Origin of the sequence: Paenibacillus hemerocallicola, from assembly GCF_006265175.1 — a bacterium.
GTDB lineage: Bacteria > Bacillota > Bacilli > Paenibacillales > NBRC-103111 > Paenibacillus_AB > Paenibacillus_AB hemerocallicola.
The window spans coordinates 56659-80002 of the sequence record NZ_VDCQ01000010.1 but is presented as its reverse complement, the minus strand read 5'-3'; the positions used below and the strand labels follow the sequence as shown (position 1 = coordinate 80002).

The 23344-nt window shown below is 54.2% G+C and carries 20 protein-coding genes and 2 tRNA genes; 11 read left to right on the top strand and 11 right to left on the bottom strand.

From position 1 onward, the window contains the following. Positions 1–104: 104 nt before the first annotated feature. On the bottom strand, positions 105–632 hold the full coding sequence (locus tag FE784_RS09550; protein ID WP_139601968.1) for a phosphatidylglycerophosphatase A family protein: 528 nt from the start codon (positions 630–632) through the stop codon (positions 105–107). A 238-nt stretch (positions 633–870) separates the two neighbouring features. Here FE784_RS09550 and FE784_RS09545 point away from each other — a divergent pair, with 238 nt between their 5' ends. The 4 genes from FE784_RS09545 (at position 871) to FE784_RS09530 (ending at position 3718) form a co-directional block, all read left to right on the top strand. Next, entirely contained in the window at positions 871–1911 is a 1041-nt protein-coding gene (locus FE784_RS09545; protein WP_139601967.1) for a GerMN domain-containing protein, read from the top strand. A gap of 187 nt (positions 1912–2098) precedes the next feature. Next, entirely contained in the window at positions 2099–2863 is a 765-nt protein-coding gene (rph, locus tag FE784_RS09540) for a ribonuclease PH (protein WP_139601966.1), read from the top strand. Then, a complete protein-coding gene (locus tag FE784_RS09535; protein WP_139601965.1) occupies positions 2841–3506 on the top strand; it encodes an XTP/dITP diphosphatase in 666 nt (221 codons plus the stop codon). Before rph ends, FE784_RS09535 begins: the two co-directional genes overlap by 23 nt. Positions 3507–3529: 23 nt before the next feature. Next, complete coding sequence (locus FE784_RS09530; RefSeq protein WP_139601964.1) at positions 3530–3718, top strand: hypothetical protein; 189 nt, start codon at positions 3530–3532, stop codon at positions 3716–3718. A gap of 233 nt (positions 3719–3951) precedes the next feature. Here FE784_RS09530 and asnB read toward each other — a convergent pair whose 3' ends face one another. After that, on the bottom strand, positions 3952–5796 hold the full coding sequence (asnB, locus tag FE784_RS09525; RefSeq protein ID WP_139601963.1) for an asparagine synthase (glutamine-hydrolyzing): 1845 nt from the start codon (positions 5794–5796) through the stop codon (positions 3952–3954). A 319-nt stretch (positions 5797–6115) separates the two neighbouring features. Here asnB and FE784_RS09520 point away from each other — a divergent pair, with 319 nt between their 5' ends. Continuing rightward, positions 6116–9262, top strand: coding sequence for an efflux RND transporter permease subunit (locus tag FE784_RS09520; RefSeq protein WP_139601962.1), 3147 nt, complete (start codon positions 6116–6118; stop codon positions 9260–9262). A 123-nt stretch (positions 9263–9385) separates the two neighbouring features. Continuing rightward, positions 9386–9547 carry a hypothetical protein gene (locus tag FE784_RS40765; RefSeq protein WP_176706087.1) on the top strand — a complete coding sequence of 54 codons (162 nt, stop codon included), beginning with the start codon at positions 9386–9388 and terminating at the stop codon, positions 9545–9547. 104 nt (positions 9548–9651) lie between these two features. On the opposite strand, the gene FE784_RS09515 is transcribed toward FE784_RS40765, so the two are convergent. From FE784_RS09515 to FE784_RS09480, 8 genes are all read right to left on the bottom strand, one after another. After that, the gene (locus tag FE784_RS09515) at positions 9652–9987 is read right to left on the bottom strand and encodes a potassium channel family protein (RefSeq protein WP_139601961.1); all 336 of its coding nucleotides are present in this window, start codon (positions 9985–9987) and stop codon (positions 9652–9654) included. A gap of 143 nt (positions 9988–10130) precedes the next feature. Then, the gene (locus tag FE784_RS09510; RefSeq protein ID WP_139601960.1) at positions 10131–10559 is read right to left on the bottom strand and encodes a vitamin K epoxide reductase family protein; all 429 of its coding nucleotides are present in this window, start codon (positions 10557–10559) and stop codon (positions 10131–10133) included. Between the two features lie 184 nt (positions 10560–10743). Continuing rightward, on the bottom strand, positions 10744–11460 hold the full coding sequence (locus FE784_RS09505; RefSeq protein ID WP_139601959.1) for an ankyrin repeat domain-containing protein: 717 nt from the start codon (positions 11458–11460) through the stop codon (positions 10744–10746). Positions 11461–11490: 30 nt separating this feature from the next. Beyond that, positions 11491–12999: an S-layer homology domain-containing protein gene (locus FE784_RS09500; protein ID WP_139601958.1), complete on the bottom strand. Its 1509-nt coding sequence runs from the start codon at positions 12997–12999 to the stop codon at positions 11491–11493. Between the two features lie 156 nt (positions 13000–13155). After that, positions 13156–13848, bottom strand: coding sequence for a response regulator transcription factor (locus FE784_RS09495; RefSeq protein WP_139601957.1), 693 nt, complete (start codon positions 13846–13848; stop codon positions 13156–13158). Further along, on the bottom strand, positions 13845–15329 hold the full coding sequence (locus tag FE784_RS09490; RefSeq protein ID WP_139601956.1) for a sensor histidine kinase: 1485 nt from the start codon (positions 15327–15329) through the stop codon (positions 13845–13847). The genes FE784_RS09495 and FE784_RS09490 overlap by 4 nt, the downstream gene beginning before the upstream one ends. A 172-nt stretch (positions 15330–15501) precedes the next feature. Further along, positions 15502–15891, bottom strand: a complete 390-nt coding sequence (locus tag FE784_RS09485; protein ID WP_139601955.1) for a YmaF family protein — start codon at positions 15889–15891, stop codon at positions 15502–15504. A gap of 315 nt (positions 15892–16206) precedes the next feature. Next, positions 16207–16280 (bottom strand) — tRNA-Arg (locus tag FE784_RS09480). Positions 16281–16446: 166 nt separating this feature from the next. On the opposite strand from FE784_RS09480, the gene FE784_RS09475 reads away from it, so the two are divergent. After that, entirely contained in the window at positions 16447–17232 is a 786-nt protein-coding gene (locus tag FE784_RS09475; RefSeq protein WP_139601954.1) for a DUF1906 domain-containing protein, read from the top strand. Between the two features lie 1271 nt (positions 17233–18503). Here the strand turns inward: FE784_RS09475 and FE784_RS09470 are convergent. Beyond that, positions 18504–18574: transfer RNA gene (locus FE784_RS09470), tRNA-Gly, on the bottom strand. Positions 18575–18841: 267 nt separating this feature from the next. Between FE784_RS09470 and FE784_RS09465 the strand changes: the two genes are divergently transcribed. The 4 genes from FE784_RS09465 to clpX all read left to right on the top strand — a co-directional run bounded on the left by FE784_RS09465 (position 18842) and on the right by clpX (position 23277). Further along, positions 18842–19750 carry a hypothetical protein gene (locus tag FE784_RS09465; protein ID WP_139601953.1) on the top strand — a complete coding sequence of 303 codons (909 nt, stop codon included), beginning with the start codon at positions 18842–18844 and terminating at the stop codon, positions 19748–19750. Between the two features lie 138 nt (positions 19751–19888). After that, the gene (gene tig, locus FE784_RS09460) at positions 19889–21187 is read left to right on the top strand and encodes a trigger factor (protein ID WP_139601952.1); all 1299 of its coding nucleotides are present in this window, start codon (positions 19889–19891) and stop codon (positions 21185–21187) included. Between the two features lie 216 nt (positions 21188–21403). Next, entirely contained in the window at positions 21404–21994 is a 591-nt protein-coding gene (gene clpP, locus FE784_RS09455) for an ATP-dependent Clp endopeptidase proteolytic subunit ClpP (RefSeq protein WP_139601951.1), read from the top strand. An 11-nt stretch (positions 21995–22005) separates the two neighbouring features. Beyond that, positions 22006–23277 (top strand): ATP-dependent protease ATP-binding subunit ClpX, encoded by a 1272-nt coding sequence (gene clpX, locus FE784_RS09450; RefSeq protein WP_139601950.1) that lies wholly within the window; start codon positions 22006–22008, stop codon positions 23275–23277. Positions 23278–23344: the final 67 nt, after the last annotated feature.

Genomic DNA, 23344 nt, shown 5'->3' with positions numbered 1-23344 from the left:
TTCCAAACCTGCAGCGGAGTTATTCACTGGCCTATTCAATCTCGTTTTAGGAAAGCCCCCCGATTCCGGCGCCAACCGGGTTCACAGGAGCTTCTTGCGCCTCGTCACGCTTCGTCTATGTACTCTTCCGTCTCTTTCTCCGCCTGCTTGCGATGGGCGATCCGGCTGCTGGCCGCTGCCGCGATGGCGCCGACGATGTCGTCGAGAAACGTGTGGACGTCTTTGCCGTTTTTTTCATTCAACCGTTTCAGCACGCCCGGCTTTTGCTTATCGATATAGCCGAAGTTGGTGTATCCGATGCTGCCGTATACGTTCACGATCGACAGCGACAGCACCTCGTCGCATCCGTACAGTCCTTCGTCGTTGAATACGATATCCTGCAAGGGCGGGAACAGCTTGCCCTCCTCCGCCAATACGTCCAGCTGGATGCCGGTCAGAACCGCATTCTGGACCTCCCTTTTGGATAGCACCCGTTCCACGGATTCCATGCATTCCTCCATGGTCAGGTTCGGATAATATTGCCGCTGCAGGAACATGACGAGTTCTCCGATTTCCCGCTTGTCGACACCTCTTTGACGCATCCATTGTTCGGTCGCTTCCGCCACCTTGCGGCTGTTCAGGCTGTAATCCATCGGTAGGACCCTCCGTTCTATGCATAAGGTTTCTCATTCATTGTTGCCAATGCAGCCCTTTTTCATAAGCTTCCGGGGTCCCCGCATAGTACCCGAATAAGCTGCAAAGCCAAATCTCCGCTTTGCGGGGCTATTTCATGACGGACAAAATCTCCGTGTCGTAAAACCGATTCGTTGTTATAAATCGGCGAAGGGCTCGTATACATAATAGTACAAGATAAGAAGAGGAGGATTCCCAATGAAACTGACGAAGTGGACCAAATGGGCTGCCATTGCCGGGGTTACCGTCCTGTTGACATCCGGTTGCTCGGTGTTGAAATCGAAGGAGAGCCAAGAGATCGATCCGCCGCAGAACATAGCCGGTACGAACGGGAAGGCGGGCGATGCCGTTCCGACAAGCGCTCAAGTTCAGCAAGGCATTCAGGTCACCATGTATATGAAAGATATAAACAGCTATGTCGCTCCTGTAACGGTTCATATCCCGACAACCGACGCGGTCGCCCGCACGACCCTGGAATATATGGTCGAGGATGGAGCGGGGAAGAACGTGCTGCCTGCCGGCTTCAAAGGCTTGCTTCCGAAAGGGACGACCGTCAAGGGGCTCGACATCAACAAGGACAAAAAAATCGCAACCGTCGATTTTTCCAAAGAGTTCAACAATTATGCAGCCGCCGACGAGCGCAAACTATTGGAAGCCGTCACTTGGGCCTTGACCGGATTTCCGAACGTGAACGAGGTGCGGATCTGGGTGGAAGGCAAAGAGCTGAAGGAAATGCCGGTAGGCCGCCTGCCGATCGACGGCTCGCTTAGCCGGGCGATGGGCATCAATCTGGAGCGGGCCGAAGGCGTCGATTACGGCCAAACGACTCCGGTCACCCTTTATTTTCTCAGCCAGTCGGACGGAGGCAATCCTTACTACGTTCCCGTCACCCGCATGGTGAAACGCACGGAAGACAAAGCGAAGGCTACGATCGAGCAGCTGATCGCCGGTCCGATGCGCAACAATTTATTTTCGGTCATGGCTTCCACGGTAGACATACCGAAGGTCGACTCGGCAGGCGGCATCATCACGGTCAACTTTACCGATACGCTGCTCGGTCCGGACAAGAAGGCTCCGGGCGAGGCGCTGCAGTCGATCGTCCTGTCGCTCACCGAAATCGCCGGAGATTCGAAGGTGCAAATTATGGTCAACAATGACGCGAAAGTAAGCTCGACCGACAATCAAAGCTACAGCAAGCCGGTATCCCGGCCGAGCAACGTGAACGCGATCAAAATGTAAGTTCAGCCTGATCCGTCTGAACCGAAAAAGCCTATGACCGGATGCGATGCTTTCCCGCGGACCCGTTCCGCCGGAGGGCATCTTTTTTAGGCTTTTACAAACATGGCTTGGCGGTTTCTTTTCGATCCGGTGTTTGGTAAAATGAGGGAGGCTTTACAAGCGGATAACAATTGACGGGGGTGCCAGCATGAGAACCGACGGCAGACAATACGACGAAACGCGGGCGGTTACGATTACGCCCCATTATATCAAGCATGCGGAAGGCTCCGTCCTGATCGAGGTTGGCGACACGAAAGTAATTTGCACCGCATCGATCGAGGAGCGGGTGCCTCCTTTCATGAAAGGTCAAGGACGCGGCTGGATTACGGCCGAATATTCGATGCTGCCGCGGGCGACCCAGGTGCGCAACCAACGGGAAGCGGCCAAGGGAAAAATCGGCGGCCGGACGATGGAAATCCAGCGGCTGATCGGTCGCGCGCTTCGCTCGGTCGTCAACCTGGAGGCGCTCGGCGAGCGGACGATCACGCTCGATTGCGACGTCATCCAGGCCGACGGCGGAACGCGCACCACGTCGATTACGGGGGCTTTCGTCGCGCTGTGCATGGCGGTGAACAAGCTGATACAGGGCGGGAAGCTGAGCAAATCGCCGATTACCGACTATTTGGCTTCGGTCAGTGTCGGCGTGGTGAAAAATCAGGTTTGTCTCGATCTCAATTATGAGGAAGATTCGCAGGCGAAGGTCGATATGAATGTCGTCATGACAGGCCTTGGCAAATTCGTGGAGGTTCAAGGCACGGGCGAGGAATCGCCGTTTACCCGCGAGGAGCTGAACGACTTGCTGGCCGCGGCCGAGATCGGGATTCAGGCGATGATCGGCAAGCAGAAGGATACGCTCGGGCCTTTAACCGCCGTTGTGGGAGCTGGTGCCAATGCCGCAAACGCCAAAAAATAAGGAGCTCGTCATCGCCACTAAGAATGCGGGCAAAGCGCGCGAGTTCGCCTTGCTGTTCGAGCCGTTCGGCATTGTGGCGCGTTGTCTGAACGACTATCCGCAAATTCCGGACATCCCGGAGGAAGGCGAGACGTTTGCCGACAACGCGCTGACGAAGGCGAAGACCGTAGCCGAGCTGCTCGGGGTTCCCGCGCTTGCCGACGACTCCGGCTTGTGCGTCGATGCGCTGGACGGACGTCCCGGGGTATACTCCGCGAGATATGCCGGACCGGGGGCGAAGGACGCCGACAATAACGCCAAGCTGCTTCGCGAGCTGGAGCTGCTGGCGGAGGCGGGGCGGCTGGCGGTCGAATCTGCAGCAGCCGACGGCAGGGAAGTCCGGCTGTTGAGCCCGGCCCGATTCGTCTGCTCGCTGGCACTGTACGATCCGCATTCGCCGCCCGTGCAGGTAGAAGGGCAGTGCGAGGGCTTCGTCATCGATACGTTGATCGGAGAGAACGGCTTCGGATACGATCCGCTGTTCTATATGGCCGAGTTCGGCCAGACGATGGCGCAATTGCCGATGACGCGCAAAAACGAGATCAGTCACCGCTCGCGGGCGCTGGCCAAGCTGCAGGAGCTTCTCCGCGAATCCGAAGCGTGACCGGGAAGAGGAGAGGGAGCCGGATGATGTGGCAAAACTTGTTGTCGAACGACAGGATCGAAGTGCGATTCGATAAAAGTGACAAGACGGCGATGCTCGAAGTAAACGACGGAGGACTCGTTCCGTCGTACATGACGATCCGATTGGATGTCGCAGAGCTGGACGAGCTGCTTGCGGCGCTCCGGGAAGCGCGCCGGTTGATGGAGAGCTGAGGTTGCAATGTTCGAGCTAGCACGAAACAACGAAAAGAGGGCCGAGTGCCCTCTTTTTGTCGTGGAATCGGAACGGATTACGGTTTTGCGCGATCCTCGCAAGCAGCAGCTGGCGAAAAGAGAACCCAATTTGCTTATTTGTGACCTTTTTGCGCAATTTGCCTTTTTCCGGCATATGGAGGTTATTGAACCTGCAGCAATCATTACCAAACTGTTATATGCGCATAGGCGTATTAGCGGATCGAGACGTTGTACTCCCGCAGCCAGGCGTCCATTTGGCCGATGTAGGCGAACAGCTGCGGACCGGACATCAGCTGTCCGAACCACGGCAAATCCATCGTCGCCGATTCCGGAGCTGCCAATTTGCGAAGATGCTCCGTATCCAAAAATTGCAGCACCGGCGAGGAAGGGTCGTCGAGAATCGACTGCACCCAAGCCCGGGTGGCGGCCAAATAGTTCGGATTGTGCGTTTTCGGATAAGGGCTCTTTTTGCGGGTCAGCACGTCTTCCGGCAGTATGCCCTTCAGCGCCTTGCGCAAAATGCCCTTTTCGCGGTCGCCGGCCGTTTTGATTTCCCAAGGAACGTTCCATACGTATTCGACCAGCCGATGATCGCAATAAGGCACGCGCACCTCCAACCCTACGGCCATGCTCATCCGGTCTTTCCGGTCGAGCAGCGTCGGCATGAAGCGGGTAATGTTCAAATACGACATTTCCCGCATGCGCCTCACGATGCCGGCTTCTCCATTCAGATGCGGCACTTCGTCCAGAGCTTGGCGGTACCGTTCGTCCAAATATTCGCGGGGGCGCAGCCAGTCCGCCGTATCCTTGCTCAGCAAATCGATGCGGATGCCCGCGGATAACGACCACGGGAACGTGTTCGCATTCAGCGATTCCTCCCGGTGGAACCAAGGGTAGCCGCCGAATATTTCGTCGGCCGCCTCGCCCGACAAGGCAACCGTAGCCCCTTTTTTGATTTCGCGGCAAAACAGGTACAACGAGCCGTCCACATCGGCCATTCCGGGCAGATCGCGGGCCCTCATCGCGTCGAGCAGCGAATCGACAAGCTCCGGCGTATCGAACCTGATATGGTGTTGCTCCGTTCCGAGAACGTCGACCATCCTTTGGATCCATGGGGCGTCCGAGTTCGGTTGGAATACGTTGGCTTTGAAATGCTTGTCGTTGTCGACATAGTCGACGGAGTACGTAGGGACGATGCCTTGGCCGGTCCGGTTGTAGTATTGCACGGCGATAGCGGTCAATGCGCTGGAATCGAGACCGCCGGACAGCAGCGTACACACCGGAACGTCGGAGATCAGCTGACGCTCCACCGTATCCAGCAGCAGCTCGCGAATGCGCGAGGCCGTCTGTTCCACGTCTTCCTCGTGCGGCTTGCTCTCCAGCTTCCAGTACGTGCGGATCGAGACGCCGGAACGGTCAACGATCATGAAGTGCCCTGGCTTCAATTCGGCCAGATGCTTGTAAACGCCGTGGCCGGGCGTCCGGGCAGGCCCGATGACGAACAGCTCAGCCAAACCTTCGCGGCCGATTTCCGCTGGGAAATCGGGGTGGGCGAGAATCGCCTTCGGTTCGGAGCCGAAGGCGAACAGGCCGTTCCGCTCGGCGTAGAAGAGCGGTTTGACTCCCAGCCGGTCTCTCGCCAAGAAGAGCGATTGCTCCTCGCTGTTCCAGATCGCGAAAGCGAATATGCCGTTGAACCGGTCCAGACATGAGCGGCCCCACTCGACATACGAGAGGAGCAGCACCTCCGTATCGCAGTTCGTCGAGAACGAATAACCTCTTTGCTCGAGCTCTTTTCTCAGCTCGATCGCGTTGTACAGCTCCCCGTTGTATACGATCGTGTAGAACGTGTCGCCCTTCGTCCGGGTCATCGGCTGTGCCCCGTTCGCCGGATCCATGACGCTCAGTCTGCGATGTCCGAGCGCGCAATGCCGGGACAGCCAAGTACCGGAAGCGTCCGGGCCGCGGAGCGCCATCGTTTCGGTCATGTCGACGAGCACGGACGCATGCTGTGTCAGGTCCTTTCGCCAGTCGATCCATCCCGTTATTCCGCACATCCCACCTCATCCTCCCGCAAGTAAAATCGTGTTGCCGGATCGATACGGCTATGCCGCCGCACGTTTCCGAAACCAAAAGAAAAACGTCTTTCGACGTCAGGTCAACATCAGCCTAGTAAATTCCCGAAACGATAGTTAAAAGTATGCGGCTTCGACGGGTTTCATGTCTGTCCCGGCGGCAACTGTCGGTTGGACGCGAAAATTCGCAATATTTATAGCATTGTGAGTCGGTTATGGAAAAGACTTTCATGGAAAATGGGAAAAAGGCGCAAAATGATACTGACCCGTATCGACCGAATTCATCGCGAGGAGTGGTAATTTGCGCAGCGTCATTCGTTTTTCCTTGAACAACAAGTTCGCCGTCTTGATTTTGACCTTGATCGTAACCGCGGCCGGCATGTTCGCCGGTCTTGGGATGAAGAAGGAGACGATCCCGAACATTGAAGTCCCTTTCCTGACCGTAACGGCCGTCCTGCCGGGAGCGGCGCCGCAGGAAGTCGCGGACAAGCTCGGCAATCCGCTCGAGCAACGGATTAAAAACTTGGGAAACGTCAATACGGTTACGTCCACGTCGATGGAGAACGCTTCCTCCATTTTCGTGGAGTACGGCTACGGGACGAAAATGGACGATGCCGAGAACGAATTGCGACAAGCGCTCGCTTCGTTTGTTTTGCCGAGCGGCGTGCAGGAAGTGAACGTCTCCAAAATCAGCTTGAACGATTTTCCCGTCATCTCGCTCAGCATTTCCGGGCAAAATTGGAAGCTTGACGACCTTACGAAGCTGGTGGAGGAGCAGCTGAAGTCATCGCTTGAAGGCGTGGAAGGCGCGGGTAAAGTCGCGATCTCCGGTCAATACGTCCAGGAGGTGAGCCTGTACTTCGACCGAGACAAGTTGAATTCGCTCTCGATAAGCGAAGATACGGTAAAGGGCATTATTAAGGGCTCTGCCGTCAAAGTGCCGCTAGGCTTGTTCGAGATGGAAAACGCCGAGAAGTCGATTGTAGTAGACGGCAACGTTGCGACATTGGACGATCTGAAAAATTTGGCGATTCCCTTAATCCCTTCAATCCCCGGCATTCCTGCCGGCACCACCTTTGCACCCGTTGCACCCAATGCACCCGGAGCAGGGGGAGGAACGCCCGCTGCCTCGGCGGGAATGGCTACCGTACGACTTGCGGATATAGCCGACATCCGGATGGAAGGCAGAGCGGAGTCGATCTCGCGCACGAACGGCAACGTATCGATCGGCATCAATGTGTCCAAAACGTCGGATGCGAATACGGTCGACGTGGTGAACGAGGTCAAGCGGAAGGCGCGGCAATTCGAGAACGACCATCCGGGCGTCCAGGCGCTCGTCATGCTCGACCAAGGGCAGCCTATCGAGGAGTCAATCGGCACGATGCTCGATAAAGCGCTGTTCGGCGCGCTCTTCGCCGTGATTGTCATCCTGCTGTTTCTTCGCAATGTCCGCACGACGATCATTTCCGTCGTCTCGATCCCGTTATCGCTGCTCATCGCGCTTGTCGTGCTTCGGCAGTCGGGGATCACGCTCAACGTCATGACGCTGGGCGCGATGACCGTCGCGATAGGCAGAGTCGTGGACGATTCGATCGTCGTCATCGAGAACAACTACAGGAGGATGGGCTTAAGCACCGAGCAGCTCTCCGGCAAGGCGCTCATTCTGGATGCGACGAAAGAAATGTTTATCCCGATCTTGTCTTCGACGCTCGTGACGATCGCCGTATTCGTACCGCTCGGTACCGTCAGCGGTCCGATCGGACAGTTGTTCATGCCGTTTGCGCTGACGATGGTTTACGCGCTGCTGGCCTCTTTGCTAGTGGCCGTCACCGTAGTGCCGGCAATGGCCCACTTCATGTTCCGCAGAAGGTCGAGACGAAGACGAAGACACGAGGACAAGCCGGGCGCGATTGCCCGGTTTTACCGCAGGGCGTTGAACGGGGCGCTTAACCATAAAGCGTTGACGTCGCTCGCGGCGGTCATCCTGCTTGCGGCCAGCTTGGGGTTGGCCGGAGTCGTCGGCGTCAGCTTTCTGCCGGAAGAAGAACAGAAATATGCGATGATAACATACAGTCCCGGTCCCGGCAAAAGAATCGCCGACGTCGAAGCCGCCGCTTTGGAAGCGGAGAAGCTCATCTTGAACCGGGACGGCGTCGCGAATCTGCAATATTCGGTCGGCGGACAAAATCCGATGAGCTTCGGTACGAACAAATCGGCGTTGTTCTATGTCCAATACGAGAACGAAACGAAGCAGTTCAAGCAGGTGAAGGAAGCGCTGATCGCGGAGCTGCAGAAGCTGGATGCGGCGGGGAAGTGGAGCGAGATGGATTTTGCCGGAGGCGGCTTCGGCGGGAATAAGCTCAGTCTTTCCGTTTACGGGGATTCGCTGGAGCAAATCAAGCCTGCCGTCGATCGGATTCAGGACGAGCTGCGGAAGGAAGGGGCCTTCGAGAAGATCGAGTCGAGCTTGTCCCGAACCTACGAGCAATATTCGATCGTAGCCGACCAACAGAAGCTGGGCAAACTGGGCATGACCGCAGGACAAATCGCCATGAAGCTGAGTCCGGTACGCGAACGGCCCGTACTGACCGAGGTCGCAGTCGACAACAAGCCGTATTCCGTATTCGAAACGATCGAGCAGAAGCAGTTTGCCGCGATTGCCGACGTCGAAAATATGACCATCCCTTCTCCGCTCGGCTTCGAGGTGCCGGTGAAGGAGATCGCGACGATCCAGAAGGGAACGTCCCCGAATACGATTACGCATAAAGACGGTCGGCTGTATGTGGAGGTCACCGCCAACATTGCCGCCAAAGATGTCGGCCAAGCTTCGACCGACGCGCAGAGCCGCATCGGCGCGCTCGGCCTTCCGAAGGGCATCCAGGTCGATTACGGAGGCGTGACGGAGCAAATCAACGAAACGTTTACACAGCTCGGCATGGCTATGGCTGCGGCGATCGCCATCGTCTACTTGCTGCTCGTCATTACGTTCGGAGGGGCGCTGACGCCGTTCGCGATTTTGTTCTCGCTGCCGTTTACGATCATCGGCGGTCTCGTCGCGTTGTATTTGGCCGGCGAAACGATCAGCGCCTCTGCGATGATGGGAGCTCTCATGCTGATTGGCATCGTCGTTACGAACGCCATCGTGCTGCTGGACCGGGTGCTGCATATGGAGCGGGACGGCATGCGCACGCGCGAAGCGCTGCTCGAAGCGGGCTCTACGCGGTTAAGGCCGATTTTGATGACCGCGCTTGCCACCGTGGGTGCGCTGCTCCCTTTGGCTCTCGGTTTCGAGAGCACGAGCGGCAGTTTGATCTCCAAAGGGCTGGGCGTCACCGTTATCGGCGGCTTGATCAGCTCGACGATATTGACGCTATTCATCGTGCCGATCGTATACGAATTTCTGGCCAAATTTCGCCGGAGGCCGTTGCGCGAGGCGGAAGCGGACTAAATATGCGCAAAAAACCGGCAGCACCTATGCGGATGCGGCCGGTTCTTTGTGTGCGTTGCGGCCGATCGAACCGAAACGAAAGCTCCCGTTGGCGCGTACTACTTGTTAAGGGGGGATGGATGCATGTTTTCAATGGAAGAGAAGGAATATATGCTGAAGCTGATGGCCAAGGAGAAGAGGAGAAGCTGGTTCGGTATCCGGAAGACGCCGGCCGTGCACGGCAAGCTCAAAGAAAAGCTGGAACAGATGATCCGCAACGAGCAGGTGAACCGCAAGCATTTGTAAGCTTTAAAGACCGGCAGAGCCCGGAAAGCCGGTTTAAGTTAATGAATGTCTAGGTTCGTTAAAGCGAAATGCGACATTGTTACCAAGAATAAGCTTCGGCTTTCTTACTTGCCTTTGGACGAGGACGAGAAATGAATGCCTTTGGCTATGTAATAAATGACGCCGAAAATAACGCCGATTCCGGCGAACGTGTAGATGACCGTAAATATTTTCCCCAGATCGGTGTGCGGAGCAAGCTCTGCGGTCCCGACCGTCGTTAGCGTCATCGCGCTGAAATACAAGGCGTCTACGACGGTGAAGTGCTCGACCTCGCGATAAAACAACGTGCCCGACAGCAAAATGAGCAAGGTCAGAATGAAGAGCGTTTTGAACGTTTTTTCCTTGAAGGCGTGAAGCAGGCCGGTCAGCATGCGTTTGACAGTGAGCAGAAACGATATCATTCGGTCATTCACTCCACTCCAAGGCGTATTGGCGGATATTCTCGATTTACCGGCGGAACGGGCCCGGAATATTAGCCTTCCAAAAACTCCAACCTCCAATACCCACGCATCGGTGGAATTGGAGGTTGTGTTCCGCGGCGAGACTATAATCGTTCGGAATCCCTTTTTTGCTGCGGAGTCAATAAGCCGTCGATCTGATAGACGTAAGATCCGTTTTCGGCCACCCGCAGCTTGGCGTACCCTTTCTTTCTCAATTGCTCGAGAATGTCGCCCGCTTCCTCCAAACTGAGGTCCGAATCCAGCACGATTTCCATCGGCGTTACGAAGCCTTGATTACGGGCCGCTACCCGGAGGACGATTTTCTCGGCGCTTTCGCGGTCTTGCCGCTCGATATGCTGTCGTTCGTGCAGCTTCTTCCGATTTTTGTCGCGATACCAGATGACGCCGGCTGCGATTCCCAAAATCGCCACGATCCAGAAATATTTCGCGAGCCAGCCCAATATCGCCAAGATGACAAAAGAAGCGAAGAACAGCGTCAAGCAGCCTACGCATGAATTCCCCGGCAGTTTCATATTTCGCACTCGACTCCTCTATGCTCCGTAAGCACTACTATACTACATGGACGTTCGTCATACTATTGTATACGGCAAAATCCGCAGACCGTTTCGCCGGAACGGGTAGCGGGACACGAAAAAGGAGCGGGGGTCCGCTCCTCGGTATAAACTTTATGCGTTCTGTCAGAAGCGGGGCGGTTTGTTACTTGCCTCCTGCGGCAGTCAATGCCTGAACCATTTCGGAGTAGCCCCGGCTTGCGGCATGCTGCAGCGGAGTAACTCCTTTGCTGTCCGCCAGATTGACATCGGCGCCGTGAGCGATCAGCAGCTTCACGATGGTTTGGTGATGGTTTCCGCCGTCTCCGAGCAGAACCGCTTCGAGCAGGGCGGTCCAGCCCAAATTGTTGACATGATCGATATCGACGTCGGAATGGGCGAGCAGCTCTTCCACGATCTCCACATGTCCGCGGTCGGCTGCGGGGATTAACGCCGTTCCGCCGAAACGGTTCGTAATTTTCGTGTCGGCGCCGGCCGCGATCGATGCTTTGACGAAGTCGAGCATGCCTTCCGCTCCGGCATACAGAAGCGGATTGTCCGAACGGTCGTCCCGAATGTTCAGGTTGGCGCCTTTTTCGATCAATAGCTTGAATACGGACAACTGCTTCGTGTGCACGGCGATCATGGCCGACGTTCTGCCTCTTTCGTCGGTAGAATCGATATCCGCACCCTCTGCAAGAAGCTTGATCATCGCCCCGGTGTCGCCTTTTTCCGTTGCCGTTAAAAAGTCTTTGTTCGATTGGTCCATTTTTTGCTTTACCGTTTGGGTTGCCTGCTGCTTTTCGTTATTCAGCAAAGTGCCGTAAATCGGCTGGCACCCTGATATAACCAAGGCCAACGATAGCGCGAGAAGCCGCAGCATAGCGAACCATCACCTTTCTTTGGGTATGCGTCACTTCACGGACATAGTGATCGCGGTTGCCGTAGCCCATGCACCGACAGGCGTTACCGCATAGGTTGCTCCCGGCGTCAATTTTCCGTTTTGTTGGATATCGAATACGCCTGCCGCGCCTTTGCGGCTGGAGTATTTATAGGTCGCGATCAGCTTGTCGCCGTTCGGTCCCGTCAGCTCCACGCTGCGGCCGGAAAACAGCTCGTCGCCCGGATCTTTCGCCAGTGCGACGTTGATCGACGTTTCGTTGACGGCTTCCGCACCCGCAAGCTGCAGCGGAGCGAATGATCGGGCCGTGAACGTCGGGTTCGCGATGTCCGCCCAATCGGACGTTACCGTATAGGCAACCCCCGGAGTCAACGTCTGCCCTTCCGGAAGACGGAACTTCGGCTCTTGCTTGCCATCGGTGGATTGCGTAAACGGAACGTATTTCGCCACGATCGGCTGCCCGCCTTCCGGAGTAATCGTGACTTGTCTCGCCTGCATGGATGAAATGACCTGATACGTACTGCCGTCCGCGCCGTTGTTATCGTCCGTCACGAAGGCATTGGCTCCTCGGCCTGCGCTATAAGCCGAAATAATATATCCGTAATCGACCACTCCGGCCGTTTTCAAAGATTCCAGCTCGAACGTATCGTCTGTAACTTGGCTTGCCTGGGTCATATCCAGCTTCGTACCGTCGCCCTCGAATGCAGCCGCCCGCTCGCCTTTATAAGTCAAGCTGTACGCGGTGCCTGCCTTCTGAACCGATGTCGGAACGATATACGTAGCGGTAGAGCCCGTTTTCAAGCGTGGCATGTTCGTCAAAGTCAACCCTTCGCTGAATGAGAAATCGGCTTTCGCTTTATCGAACAGCTCGTTGGCCGAAGTGAGCGGTGCGTCGAACGTGACGATCAGCGTAATGGCGTTCAACGATTTGACGCTCGTAATTTTGGCGTTGTCCGAAGGAATCGCTTTATGGGCCGTTTGGAGCAAATAAGCCGCTTCGCCGCGCGAGGCGTTTTGACCTGCGGAATAGTAGTCTTTGAGCCAGTGGATTACGGAATTTACATCGCGCTTGAGCGCTTTGGCAACGAATTGGACAAGCTCCTCGTCCGTAACCGTCGCCTGAGGCGCGAACCTTCCGTTGTCCGCTTGCATGATGCCGAGGCCGACGATTTCCGCAGCATACGGAGAGTACCAGGCGTTCGGATCGACGTCGGACAATGCGACCGAGCTTCCGGCTTTGCCGTTAAGGCCGAAGGTCAGAGCAATCATTTTCGCCAGCTCCGCCCGGGTGATCGGGTTGTTTTCGCGAATCGATTGATCTTCGTAGCCGTCCACGACTCCGAGCCGGATAAGCTCGTCGATTGCCGCTTTGATGTCTTGGCCGATAGCCGGATTGACAGCCGCAGCCGCTAACGGATTCGCGTCGTTTGCCTGCACGTTCATTGCCGCGAAAGGCAGAGAGGTCGCTCCTACCGTCGCAGCTACGATAAGGGCTGCCATTTTATTGGAAATTTTCTTCATAAGGGAGGTCCTCCTCTAAGGTTGTAGTTTGTCGTTGCCTACATCTCTAGGATAGAGGACAGAAATAAACGGTCTAGAAACGAAATCTTAACCGGGTATTAAAAAGTTATTAACAAAAGATTAAATGAAGCGTGCAGAGCAGGGGCAGACCATTGATCACACGGTAAACCGGTAACCGGCTCCCCATACGGTCTCGATATATTGGGGGTTCGACGGATCGGCTTCGATTTTTTCCCGCAGCCTGCGTATGTGGACCGTAACGGTGGCGATATCGCCGTTCGAGTCCATGCCCCATATCCGCTCGAACAGATCGTCCTTGCTGAACACCCGGTTCGGATGGCTCGCCAAAAACTCGAGTAGCCCGAATTCGCGCGCCGTAAACACGACCTCTTTATTCCTCACGAACACTCTTCGCGACGCTTTATCTATGGCAAGTCCTCTTATGAGGATCGTATCCTTCGAGGCCGTCTCCTGCTTGCCGAGCAGCCGCTCGTACCGGGTCAAATGCGCCTTCGCCCTGGCGACGATTTCGCTCGGGCTGAACGGCTTCGTAATATAGTCGTCCGCTCCTAGATTGAATGCGCGGATTTTATCGATTTCTTCTTTCCTGGCCGAAATGATCAGGATCGGCACCTCTTTGGCTTCCCGAATTTGGCGGCATATTTCAAAGCCGTCCATGCCGGGCAGCTGCAGGTCGAGAATTATGAGATTGTAGTCGCCGTGCAGCGCCAGCCGAAGTCCCTCCTTGCCGGTATGGCATAAGTCGACGGAGAAGCCGTTGAGCTCGAAATAGTCGCGCTCCAGCTGAGCGATTGTCGTTTCGTCTTCAATGATGAGTATTCGGGTCATTCGGATTCGCCCCTCCCGGAATTCGTCGATCGTTTTAAAGTGAAAAATACGCTTGTACCGACTCCGAGCTCGCTGTTCACCCAGATGGAGCCTCCATGTCCTTCGATGATTTGCCGGGCGATGGCGAGTCCGAGGCCGCTTCCGCCGGTCGATAAATTGCGCGACGGCTCGGCGCGGTAAAACCGTTCAAATATATGGGGGACGGCTTCCGCGGGTATGCCCATGCCGTTGTCCCTGACCTCGACCGTGACCCATTCGGAATCGGCCTGAAGCGAAACGCTCAATCGTTTATGAGCTTTATCCATATATTTCAGCGAGTTCCCGATTATGTTCAAAACGGTTCGCTTGAGCTTCTCCAGATCGGCGATGACCTCGACCGCGTTTCCCGTCCTTTGGCCGTCCCAGTCGATTACGATGCCCTTGTCCTCCAGCGTATAGCGCAGCTCGTCGATACAGTCGTCGAGGAATCGGACGATATTTACCGGCTCCATCGAGAATTTGACCTGCTTCAAGTCGAGCTTGGAATACAGGAACAGCTCGTCCACCAGCTTATCCAGATCGACAGCCTTCGCGTAGATGATGCCGACGTATTTATCCATCTTCTCCGGCGTATCCGCGACGCCGTCCCGGATGCCTTCGATGTAGCCTTTGATGCTCGTGATCGGAGTCCGCAAATCGTGGGAAATATTCGAAATTAATTCCTTGCGGCTTTCTTCATCCTGCAGGCGGAGATCGACCGACTGCTGCAGCCGCTCTCTCATATTCTCGAACGCTTCGTTCAGCTGGCCGATCTCGTCCTTCGAATGAAGCTCCAGCTTGAATTGCAGGTTGCCTTCCTTGATACGCTCCGCGGAATCCCTCAGCAGATCGAGCGGCTTGACGACGCTTCGAGTGATCCAGCGATAGAGCAGCATATTCGCTACGACCAACACGCCGATCAAAAGAAATGATAAAACCGGAAGCAGCTTGCGAGACAGCTCGGCAAACGGACTCCGCTCCCGGATTACGAACACGCTGCCTTTGGCGCCGTCGGTAAATTTGAAATCGAATTTGGCGTAGGCATAAAACCGTTCGCCGATATTGAACGTGTTGCGAATCTGGTTGTTATCCAAATCGTACGGAGGCAGCGCCTTCTCCAGATCGGGCTGGTTGAACGTGAACGATTCGAAAATTGGGTTGCTCTCCCGCCGGACGTACAGCCCGGCTCTAACGGTGCGGAGCTTGAAGTCGTAATCGCGCAGCAGCTGCTTGTCCTGCAGCGAATCCGGTTCGTTTTTGGCCAAATATTTCAATTCCAGAAAAATGGACTCCTCCTGCTCGGTCAGCGGATTCAGCTGGTAATGCACTTTATAAAAATCCCGGAAGCCGCCTATATCTCCGGTCGTCGCGATCGTAAACAGGCCGGCGGTCACCGCGAACATAAGCAGGCTGATGACGAGCATGCCCGTGTAAGACAGCAGCAATTTTATGCGTATCGACACGTTCCTCACCTCTCCGACAAAACTTCCGCATGTACATTATATACTAGCAGATGGAGCGGCACACGTAGAAGTGCGGGTTCGTGACGTTTGCGGGAACGCGATGCGGAGCTGCATAAAAGAAGAGCAAGCCAGCGACCCGAAGGTACTAACGCGCTCTTTGTTTGCAGCTGATTTACTTCACGCGCTGCCGTACGACTTTCTCGATAATCAATCTATGTCCGACCATGACCCCGAGTCGTATAAGGCCTGTTGTTCTGCCGGAAATGATATGCCGGTGTCCGTCGGCAACATTCGTTTGTATGCGAAAACGGTGAAAATGGTTCGGACCGGTACCGATGTTGAGACCCGTTCGCCCCGAATAGGAATGCCGGTGTCCGTCGGCTGTAGTCGTGATTCCCCGGAAAGTATGCCGGTGTCTTCCGTCCTCGGGAATGAATAAATCCGTTAAATTGCCGAAAGAATGTCTATGTCCATCCACCAACGAGGTCAAGCCTTCCATGCGATGCCTGAATTGCACGGGCCCCCCGTTTCCGGAGCCTTGCCGGATTTTCGCCATGGCCATCAACCTTTCCAAAAAGGGATGGTAATAGGGTATGTAGGGTGAGCTTGATTGGCTTGGATAGATGTCTTAACGGGTCTGCGGGGATAGGGGGGGGAATCGGAAAGGCTTATATGTTTCTATAGATGTTATTGACTTCACTTGTTCTTAGGTAAAAAATCAATGTGTAAAAAATGTGTAAAAAAATCCGATTTATATCGTTTTCATATGGATTCGATGATGTTATGAGGAGACGAACAAAACCCCGAAATCCCTGATGTATCAAGGGTTCCGGGGTTTTGTTCGATTTACTAAACTTGACCAAACTCATCCTGTTTACGTCCCAGAAGGGATTCGAACCCCTGACCGACGGCTTAGAAGGCCGTTGCTCTATCCTGCTGAGCTACTGGGACATTTGGCGATACGCTGACCATTATATCACCGGGCAAAGAGAAAATGCAATTCTTTTTAAGTAGTTGTTGTTTTCAAACAATTGTTGCCGATTTGGGTCGTTGCCGATGTCGGGCAGTGGGCTTGTCGCATACTATGAATCAAACCAGAAAAGGCAGGTGACACGAAATGGCTGTAGGATTTGATTGTTCCACTCCGTTAACGGCCGCAACCGCGGCAGCATTCAAATCCGACGGATATGAATTCGTTTGCCGGTATTTGGTGCCATCCGGTTGGAAACGGCTTACAGCGGAAGAAGCGGATTTGATTAGTGCAAGCGGGATGCAAATCGTCTCGGTATTCGAGACTACGGCAGACCGCGCGCTCGGCGGACGCCAAGCCGGACTGCAGGATGGCGCTGTAGCCGTGCAGGTCGCCGCACAAGTCGGCCAGCCGGAAGGCTCCGCGATTTACTTTGCCGTAGATTTCGATGCGACGGCGTCACAAATGAAAACCGTTATTGAATATATAGGGGCCGCCGGCGAGGCGTCTACGGCTTTTCTGACAGGCGTATACGGATCGTACGCAGTCATTGAAGCCATGAAAGCCGCGGGCGCTTGCTCCCGCTTTTGGCAAACGTATGCCTGGAGCTACGGCTCCAAAGCCGACGCCATCCATCTTTACCAGTACGAGAATGACATCATGGTCAACGGAATCGCGATCGATCGCAACGAATCGTACGGCAACGAGGGCTGGTGGATGAAAGGGCAACCTATTTCGGGGGAGGATGGCACCATGCAACTGGAACAATGGCAATGGAAGATGCTCGGCGATTCGCTTGACGGCTTGTATCGCAAAGGCTTGATCGGCGATTATACGTGGGCGGAGAAAGCTTATAAAGGCGAAATGAAGGCGTCGGAGCTGGCATGGTTGAATACGATCATAATCGCCCGACAAAATGGCATCCAGGCATAATAAGATGAAAAGCCGATTGACTTTATTATAGAGAGATAAGGAAAAGGAGCCTTGCTGAACAAGACTCCTTTTCCATTACCGGGAGTATTTCAGATTGTTGAAAAAGTCAAAAAGAGAGATTTGCACTACAAAAAGTGGTGGGGGAAATGTGCGGAAAGCGAAGCGGTTGACTTTAAATTCGTGCTGTAACCGTTAAAATCTTAAAAACAACACGATTTTATCGGATGTGGAGCGCATTCCCCCACCTCTTGTCTCCGACGCTTCCTCTCTTTTGAAAACTTTATCAACAGCCTCAGTATTTCCGCTTATTTTGGGTAAATCTCGCACTATGAAGGCCCGTACTTTCAAAGAGATAAAAGAATAGAATAGATCATCCGAACCGAAGGAGGTGATGGACATGAGCCTCATTCTCAATCAAGTTTATGGGATCGTTTATAGAAACCGCAATCGGACGACGACCGTTTTCAACGGGCGCATTGTTGCGAGGGGACGTACCTTCATTATCATCCGGTTTATGAATGCCCGCGGGGTCATCGTTCGCCGTAGACTCATTATTGGCCAAATTATTAGAGCCGTCCTCATTTAAGGATAGCGGCAAAGGGGAGCATGACGGCTCCCCTTATCGATACGGCAACGCTATCCGATTACATACAGGATTTATAAAGTTTGCCGTTTACGTAGTCCGTTCACTTCGCCGGTGCTTCTCGCAACACAATCCATCAGAAATGAAATATCCAACGGACTCGACTAGTGAATCCCCATATCGACGGCAAACTAAACAAATAAACCTCAAAAATGGCGGAATCGCGGCTAAATAGGAAATAGCGCAATGAAGAAGTCCAACCGCAATGAAGAAGTCGAAAAATACAGGACAGCATAATCTGCACCCACTCTAGAGGCCGCTTGATGAGACTTGTGCCAATAGTGCGGTTATTTAGAGGAATTGGATTCCGTTATTATGCCCAATACCGTTGCACTTTCGAATTTAACAGAACAGACTTCCGTTATCTCGGTGCTATGGGGTGAAAAATGAACGTGAACAGCGGAATAGCGGCACGGTTTTCCGTTATGATGCGTTCGACATCGGTATTCGGGTCAATAACATACGTCAGTTCCGCTATTTGATGGATTCCCGGCCACGCAGGCGCCGACGAAGGCGACTGGCCTTCGCCGAGCGTGTGGTACAGGTACTTCTGTACGCGAATGTTGTTGTAAATAGAAAAAAATCCTTTGAGCTGCGCTGCAAAGGATTTCCGCTTGATCGGCAAGGAAGCGGGTGATGGGAATCGAACCCACGCCACCAGCTTGGGAAGCTGGAGTTCTGCCATTGAACTACACCCGCACGATACAAAAAGGCAAGATTTAATATATCATGCGTCTCTCCCAAATTCAACAATTAATGGCGAGCGCACGGCGGAATCGCAAAATCCGGGCAAGTCGTTTCGATTTTCGCAAGTTAAAGGAGATACTATGGGGTAAATAATCGTGCAGCCGCCAGGAAAAGGTCGACTGACAGGGAAAATCTGTTACAATGTTAAGCATTGGAGCAAAAGAAGCGTAAGGAAAGGCGGTGGTTCCAATCGTATCGTCTAATCAAGATAACGTCGTCTTGTTTCCAACGACGATCGAGTACTATCAGAACGAGTTGACGCAAATGCTGGAGGGGGAGCGTTATGGCGAGGCGGCGCGTTTGCTCCGGTTTTTGCTGAGGTGCCAAAGCGACGATCCGCAATATAAAGAGGAATGGCAATCGCTGCTGGACTGGCTGACGTCAACGTTTCCCGACTCGCTTGGCGAAGCGTCAGGGGCCGAATCGGGTCAAGCGGAACGATCCGAAGACGACGAGGAACAAACCGAGGGAGAGCTGTTCAAGCGCCATGTGCGCGGCAAAGCGGCAAACGATCCCCAGTATGCGGATAAGCTGCTCGCCATGCTCGATCCTCAAGCGGCGGCGGAGAAGCAGATGATGGCCTTGGAGCAGCTGGCCCATTTGGACCGGGTTACCGTGGGGGGACCGCTTAAGCATTGGCTGGAAGAGAGCAGGCTTCATCCGCTCGTGCAGTTTCGCGGACTTCAGGCGCTCCGCTCGGTCGGAGAGAAGGGAACGGTCGAAATACGCAAGCTCGGGCAAGCGATGTCGCTGCCGATAAGCGACACGCCGCTCCGTTATGAGCAATTTCCGGCCGCAGCCCGGAACGTTCTGGAGCGAAGCAGACAAGCGATGGAAGCCGATCAGCCCGGTTTGGCCGATCTTGCCGAGACGACGTGGCGCGACTTCCTAGCTTTCTTGTACGGCACCTCCGTCTACGACGAGCTGTTGGCGCTGGACGACGCCGGTACGGACGTCTGGGCGGCGGCCCTTCATCAAACGGTTTTGGAGACGCTGTTCGGACGATCGGACGATAGCGAAATTTCCGGATTGTACCAGGGACTCGGGGGAGCCGATCCGAAGTCTTTTCACAAAGCGCTGCAGGTCATTAAACTGTTCATGACCGTCTCCAATCCCGGAGATCTTTGATGTTTCAAGCTCAAACTTGAAATGGAGTCGCCTTATGTTATAATATAGTGGTTAAATGGCCATATGAGAACGTGTGCCTATGGCGACGGAGCCGGGCGTACGTAGGACCGGCAAATTTTTTGGAGGGGAAAGCATAAAATGAAAGCAACCTGGGAAAAAATAGAGAAGAACAAAGTCGTTCTGAACGTGGAGGTTGACGCGGAGCAAGTAGCAGTCGCCTTGGACAAGGCTTTCAAGAAAGTAGCCGCAAAAGCGAACATTCCGGGCTTCCGCAAAGGCAAAGTGCCTCGGCAAATTTTTGAAGCGAAATTCGGCGTAGAGAGTTTGTACCAAGACGCTCTGGATATTCTTCTTCCCGAAGTGTATGTACAAGCAGTCGAGGAATCTTCCATCGAGCCGGTCGATCGTCCGGACGTTGAAATCGAACAGTTCGGCAAAGGACAAGCTCTTATCTTTAAAGCGACCGTTATTGTCAAGCCTGAGGTTCAGCTCGGCGAGTATAAGGGTCTTGAGGTCGAGCAAAAAGCCGACGCCGTTTCCGAAGACGAGATCGCGGAGGAGCTGAAGCGTCTGCAGCAGCGCCATGCCGAGCTGGTCGTTCTGGAAGAAGGTACTGCGGAGAATGGCGACATCGCCGTGATCGATTTCGAAGGTTTCGTCGACGGCGTTCCTTTCGAAGGCGGCAAAGGCGAGAGCCACTCGCTGGAGCTCGGCTCTGGCAGCTTTATCCCGGGCTTCGAAGAGCAGGTCGTAGGTTTGGCCAAAGGCGAAGAGAAGGACGTTAACGTGACCTTCCCGGAAGAATACCATTCCGAAGAGCTCAAAGGCAAAGAAGCCGTATTCAAAGTCACGGTTCGCGACATTAAGCGCAAAAATTTGCCGGAGCTCGACGACGAGTTCGCCAAAGACGTCAGCGAATTCGATACGCTTGACGAATTCAAGCAGGACATCGTGACGCGCCTGCAAGAGCGCAAGCAAAAATCGAACGAGCAAGAGCTCGAGTCGTCCTTGGTCGAGAAAGCTGCCGCCAACGCGGAAGTGGAAGTACCGGAAGCCATGATTACGACCGAGGTCGAGCAAATGTACACCGAATTCGGCAACCGTCTGCAAATGCAAGGTATGGACTTGGCCATGTATTTGCAATTCACGGGTCAAGACGAAGCGACCGTGAAGCAGCAAATGCGTACGGACGCCGCCAGACGGGTTCGCAACAATCTCGTGATCGAAGCGATCGCCAAAGCGGAAAGCATCAGTGCATCCGAAGAGGAAATCAATGAAGAGCTGGAGCGCCTGTCGAGCCAATACCAAAGATCGACAGACGAGCTTCGCGCCATTTTGAGCGCGAACGGCAGCTTGGATACGCTGCAAAACGATCTGACTTCGAGGAAGACGATCGCGTTCCTCGTCGAGAACAGCAAAGCCGTAGAAGTAGCCTAAGCATAAATCGATCCGTACGTACGAAAAGGCACGTTTGCTCCTAAGCGTGCCTTTCGTTTACCCTACGAACGGCTCCTCCGACAACTCCATGCGGGGGGCGTCAGGGCGCATCGTTTGATCGCGGCTTACATAGACTTATGGAAGCAACGGCAAAAATGACATGCGGCCGCAAACGTGGTAAAATGAATTGAGCTTACAAAGAAATGAGGGAACGATATGGGCCTGATTCCTATGGTTGTCGAGCAGGAAAGTCGCGGCGAGCGTTCGTACGACATCTACTCGCGCCTTCTGAAAGACCGCATCATCTTTTTGGGCAGTGCCATCGATGACGACGTGGCGAATCTGGTCATCGCCCAGCTGTTGTTTCTGACCGCTCAAGATTCGGAGAAGGACATAAGCATTTATATCAATTCGCCCGGGGGCTCGGTTACCGCAGGCTTGGGCATTTACGATACGATGCAGTACATCAAGCCGGACGTTTCCACGATTTGCGTCGGCATGGCGGCCAGCATGGGTTCTCTGCTCTTGACTGCGGGAGCTAAGGGCAAGCGATTTGCGCTCCCGAACAGCGAAGTGATGATTCACCAGCCTCTTGGCGGCGTAAGGGGACAGGCGGCCGACATTAAGATTCACGCCGACTGGATTTTGAAGACGAAGCATAAGCTTAACGAAATTTACGTGCATCACACCGGTCAGCCTTACGACAAGATCGAACGCGACACCGACCGGGATAATTTCATGAGTGCCGAGCAGGCTGTGGAATATGGGCTGATTGATAAAGTAATCACTCATATCAACCAACAATAGGAGGTGATCCTATGTTTAAGTTCAACGACGAAAAAGGACAGCTGAAATGCTCGTTCTGCGGGAAATCCCAAGATCAGGTTCGCAAGCTGGTAGCCGGTCCGGGCGTTTATATTTGCGACGAATGCATCGAGCTTTGCACCGAGATCGTGGAAGAGGAGCTGGGCAGCGAGGAAGAGCTGGAGCTGAAAGACGTTCCGAAGCCGAAAGATATCCGCGCCATTCTCGATCAATACGTCATCGGTCAGGAGCAAGCGAAAAAATCGCTTTCCGTTGCGGTGTATAACCATTACAAACGGATCAATTCCCAGAATAAGCTGGAAGACGTCGAGCTTCAAAAGAGCAATATCGCGCTGATCGGTCCTACCGGAAGCGGGAAAACGCTGCTAGCCCAAACGTTGGCCAAAATATTGAACGTACCGTTCGCTATCGCGGACGCGACTTCGCTCACGGAAGCCGGCTATGTCGGTGAAGACGTGGAAAATATTTTGCTCAAGCTGATTCAGGCGGCGGATTACGATGTGGAGAAGGCCGAGAAGGGCATTATTTACATCGACGAAATCGACAAAGTGGCGCGCAAGTCGGAGAACCCTTCCATTACCCGCGACGTGTCGGGCGAAGGCGTTCAGCAAGCGCTCCTCAAAATATTGGAAGGTACGGTTGCATCCGTTCCGCCGCAAGGCGGGCGCAAGCATCCGCATCAGGAGTTTATCCAAATCGATACGACGAACATCTTGTTTATTTGCGGCGGAGCCTTCGACGGCATCGAGCAGATCATCAAACGCCGTATCGGCAAAAAAGTAATCGGCTTTAGCAGCGAAGGACACAAGACGGACCTGAAGCCGGGCGAATATTTGTCGCTCGTGCTGCCGGAGGACTTGTTGAAATTCGGTCTTATTCCGGAGTTCGTCGGCCGTCTGCCGGTCGTTTCCACGCTGGAGCCTTTGGATGAGCCTGCGCTCGTGCGCATTTTGACCGAACCGAAAAATGCGCTCGTCAAGCAATACCAAAAAATGCTGGAGATGGATAACGTTTCTCTGGAGTTCACTCCGGATGCGCTCGATGCCATCGCCAAAGAAGCGATCAAGCGGAACACCGGTGCCCGGGGATTGCGCGCCATTATCGAAGGCCTTATGCTGGATGTCATGTTCGAAGTGCCATCCCGCGACGACGTATCCAACTGCGTCGTAACGAAGGAAGTCGTCATGGACAAAATTACGCCGGAATTGAAATTGAAGGACGGCAAGGCCGCCCCTTCCAAAAACAAAAAAGAAGAAAGCGCGTAACGCGCTACTACTACTTACCGACCTTCCTCCAATCCGTCCGAGGCCCTTACGGGGACCCAAGACCGGA

Bases quoted from the DNA above. Each gene is read 5' to 3' on its own strand.
- FE784_RS09505 (WP_139601959.1), bottom strand. From the start codon at position 11,460: ATGCTGCGGCTTCTCGCGCTATCGTTGGCCTTGGTTATATCAGGGTGC.
- clpP (WP_139601951.1), top strand. From the start codon at position 21,404: ATGGGCCTGATTCCTATGGTTGTCGAGCAGGAAAGTCGCGGCGAGCGT.
- FE784_RS09515 (WP_139601961.1), bottom strand. From the start codon at position 9,987: ATGATATCGTTTCTGCTCACTGTCAAACGCATGCTGACCGGCCTGCTT.
- FE784_RS09550 (WP_139601968.1), bottom strand. From the start codon at position 632: ATGGATTACAGCCTGAACAGCCGCAAGGTGGCGGAAGCGACCGAACAA.
- FE784_RS09495 (WP_139601957.1), bottom strand. From the start codon at position 13,848: ATGACCCGAATACTCATCATTGAAGACGAAACGACAATCGCTCAGCTG.
- FE784_RS40765 (WP_176706087.1), top strand. From the start codon at position 9,386: ATGTTTTCAATGGAAGAGAAGGAATATATGCTGAAGCTGATGGCCAAG.
- FE784_RS09545 (WP_139601967.1), top strand. From the start codon at position 871: ATGAAACTGACGAAGTGGACCAAATGGGCTGCCATTGCCGGGGTTACC.
- FE784_RS09535 (WP_139601965.1), top strand. From the start codon at position 2,841: ATGCCGCAAACGCCAAAAAATAAGGAGCTCGTCATCGCCACTAAGAAT.
- clpX (WP_139601950.1), top strand. From the start codon at position 22,006: ATGTTTAAGTTCAACGACGAAAAAGGACAGCTGAAATGCTCGTTCTGC.
- asnB (WP_139601963.1), bottom strand. From the start codon at position 5,796: ATGTGCGGAATAACGGGATGGATCGACTGGCGAAAGGACCTGACACAG.
- FE784_RS09485 (WP_139601955.1), bottom strand. From the start codon at position 15,891: ATGGCCATGGCGAAAATCCGGCAAGGCTCCGGAAACGGGGGGCCCGTG.
- tig (WP_139601952.1), top strand. From the start codon at position 19,889: ATGAAAGCAACCTGGGAAAAAATAGAGAAGAACAAAGTCGTTCTGAAC.
- rph (WP_139601966.1), top strand. From the start codon at position 2,099: ATGAGAACCGACGGCAGACAATACGACGAAACGCGGGCGGTTACGATT.
- FE784_RS09530 (WP_139601964.1), top strand. From the start codon at position 3,530: ATGATGTGGCAAAACTTGTTGTCGAACGACAGGATCGAAGTGCGATTC.
- FE784_RS09475 (WP_139601954.1), top strand. From the start codon at position 16,447: ATGGCTGTAGGATTTGATTGTTCCACTCCGTTAACGGCCGCAACCGCG.
- FE784_RS09500 (WP_139601958.1), bottom strand. From the start codon at position 12,999: ATGAAGAAAATTTCCAATAAAATGGCAGCCCTTATCGTAGCTGCGACG.
- FE784_RS09510 (WP_139601960.1), bottom strand. From the start codon at position 10,559: ATGAAACTGCCGGGGAATTCATGCGTAGGCTGCTTGACGCTGTTCTTC.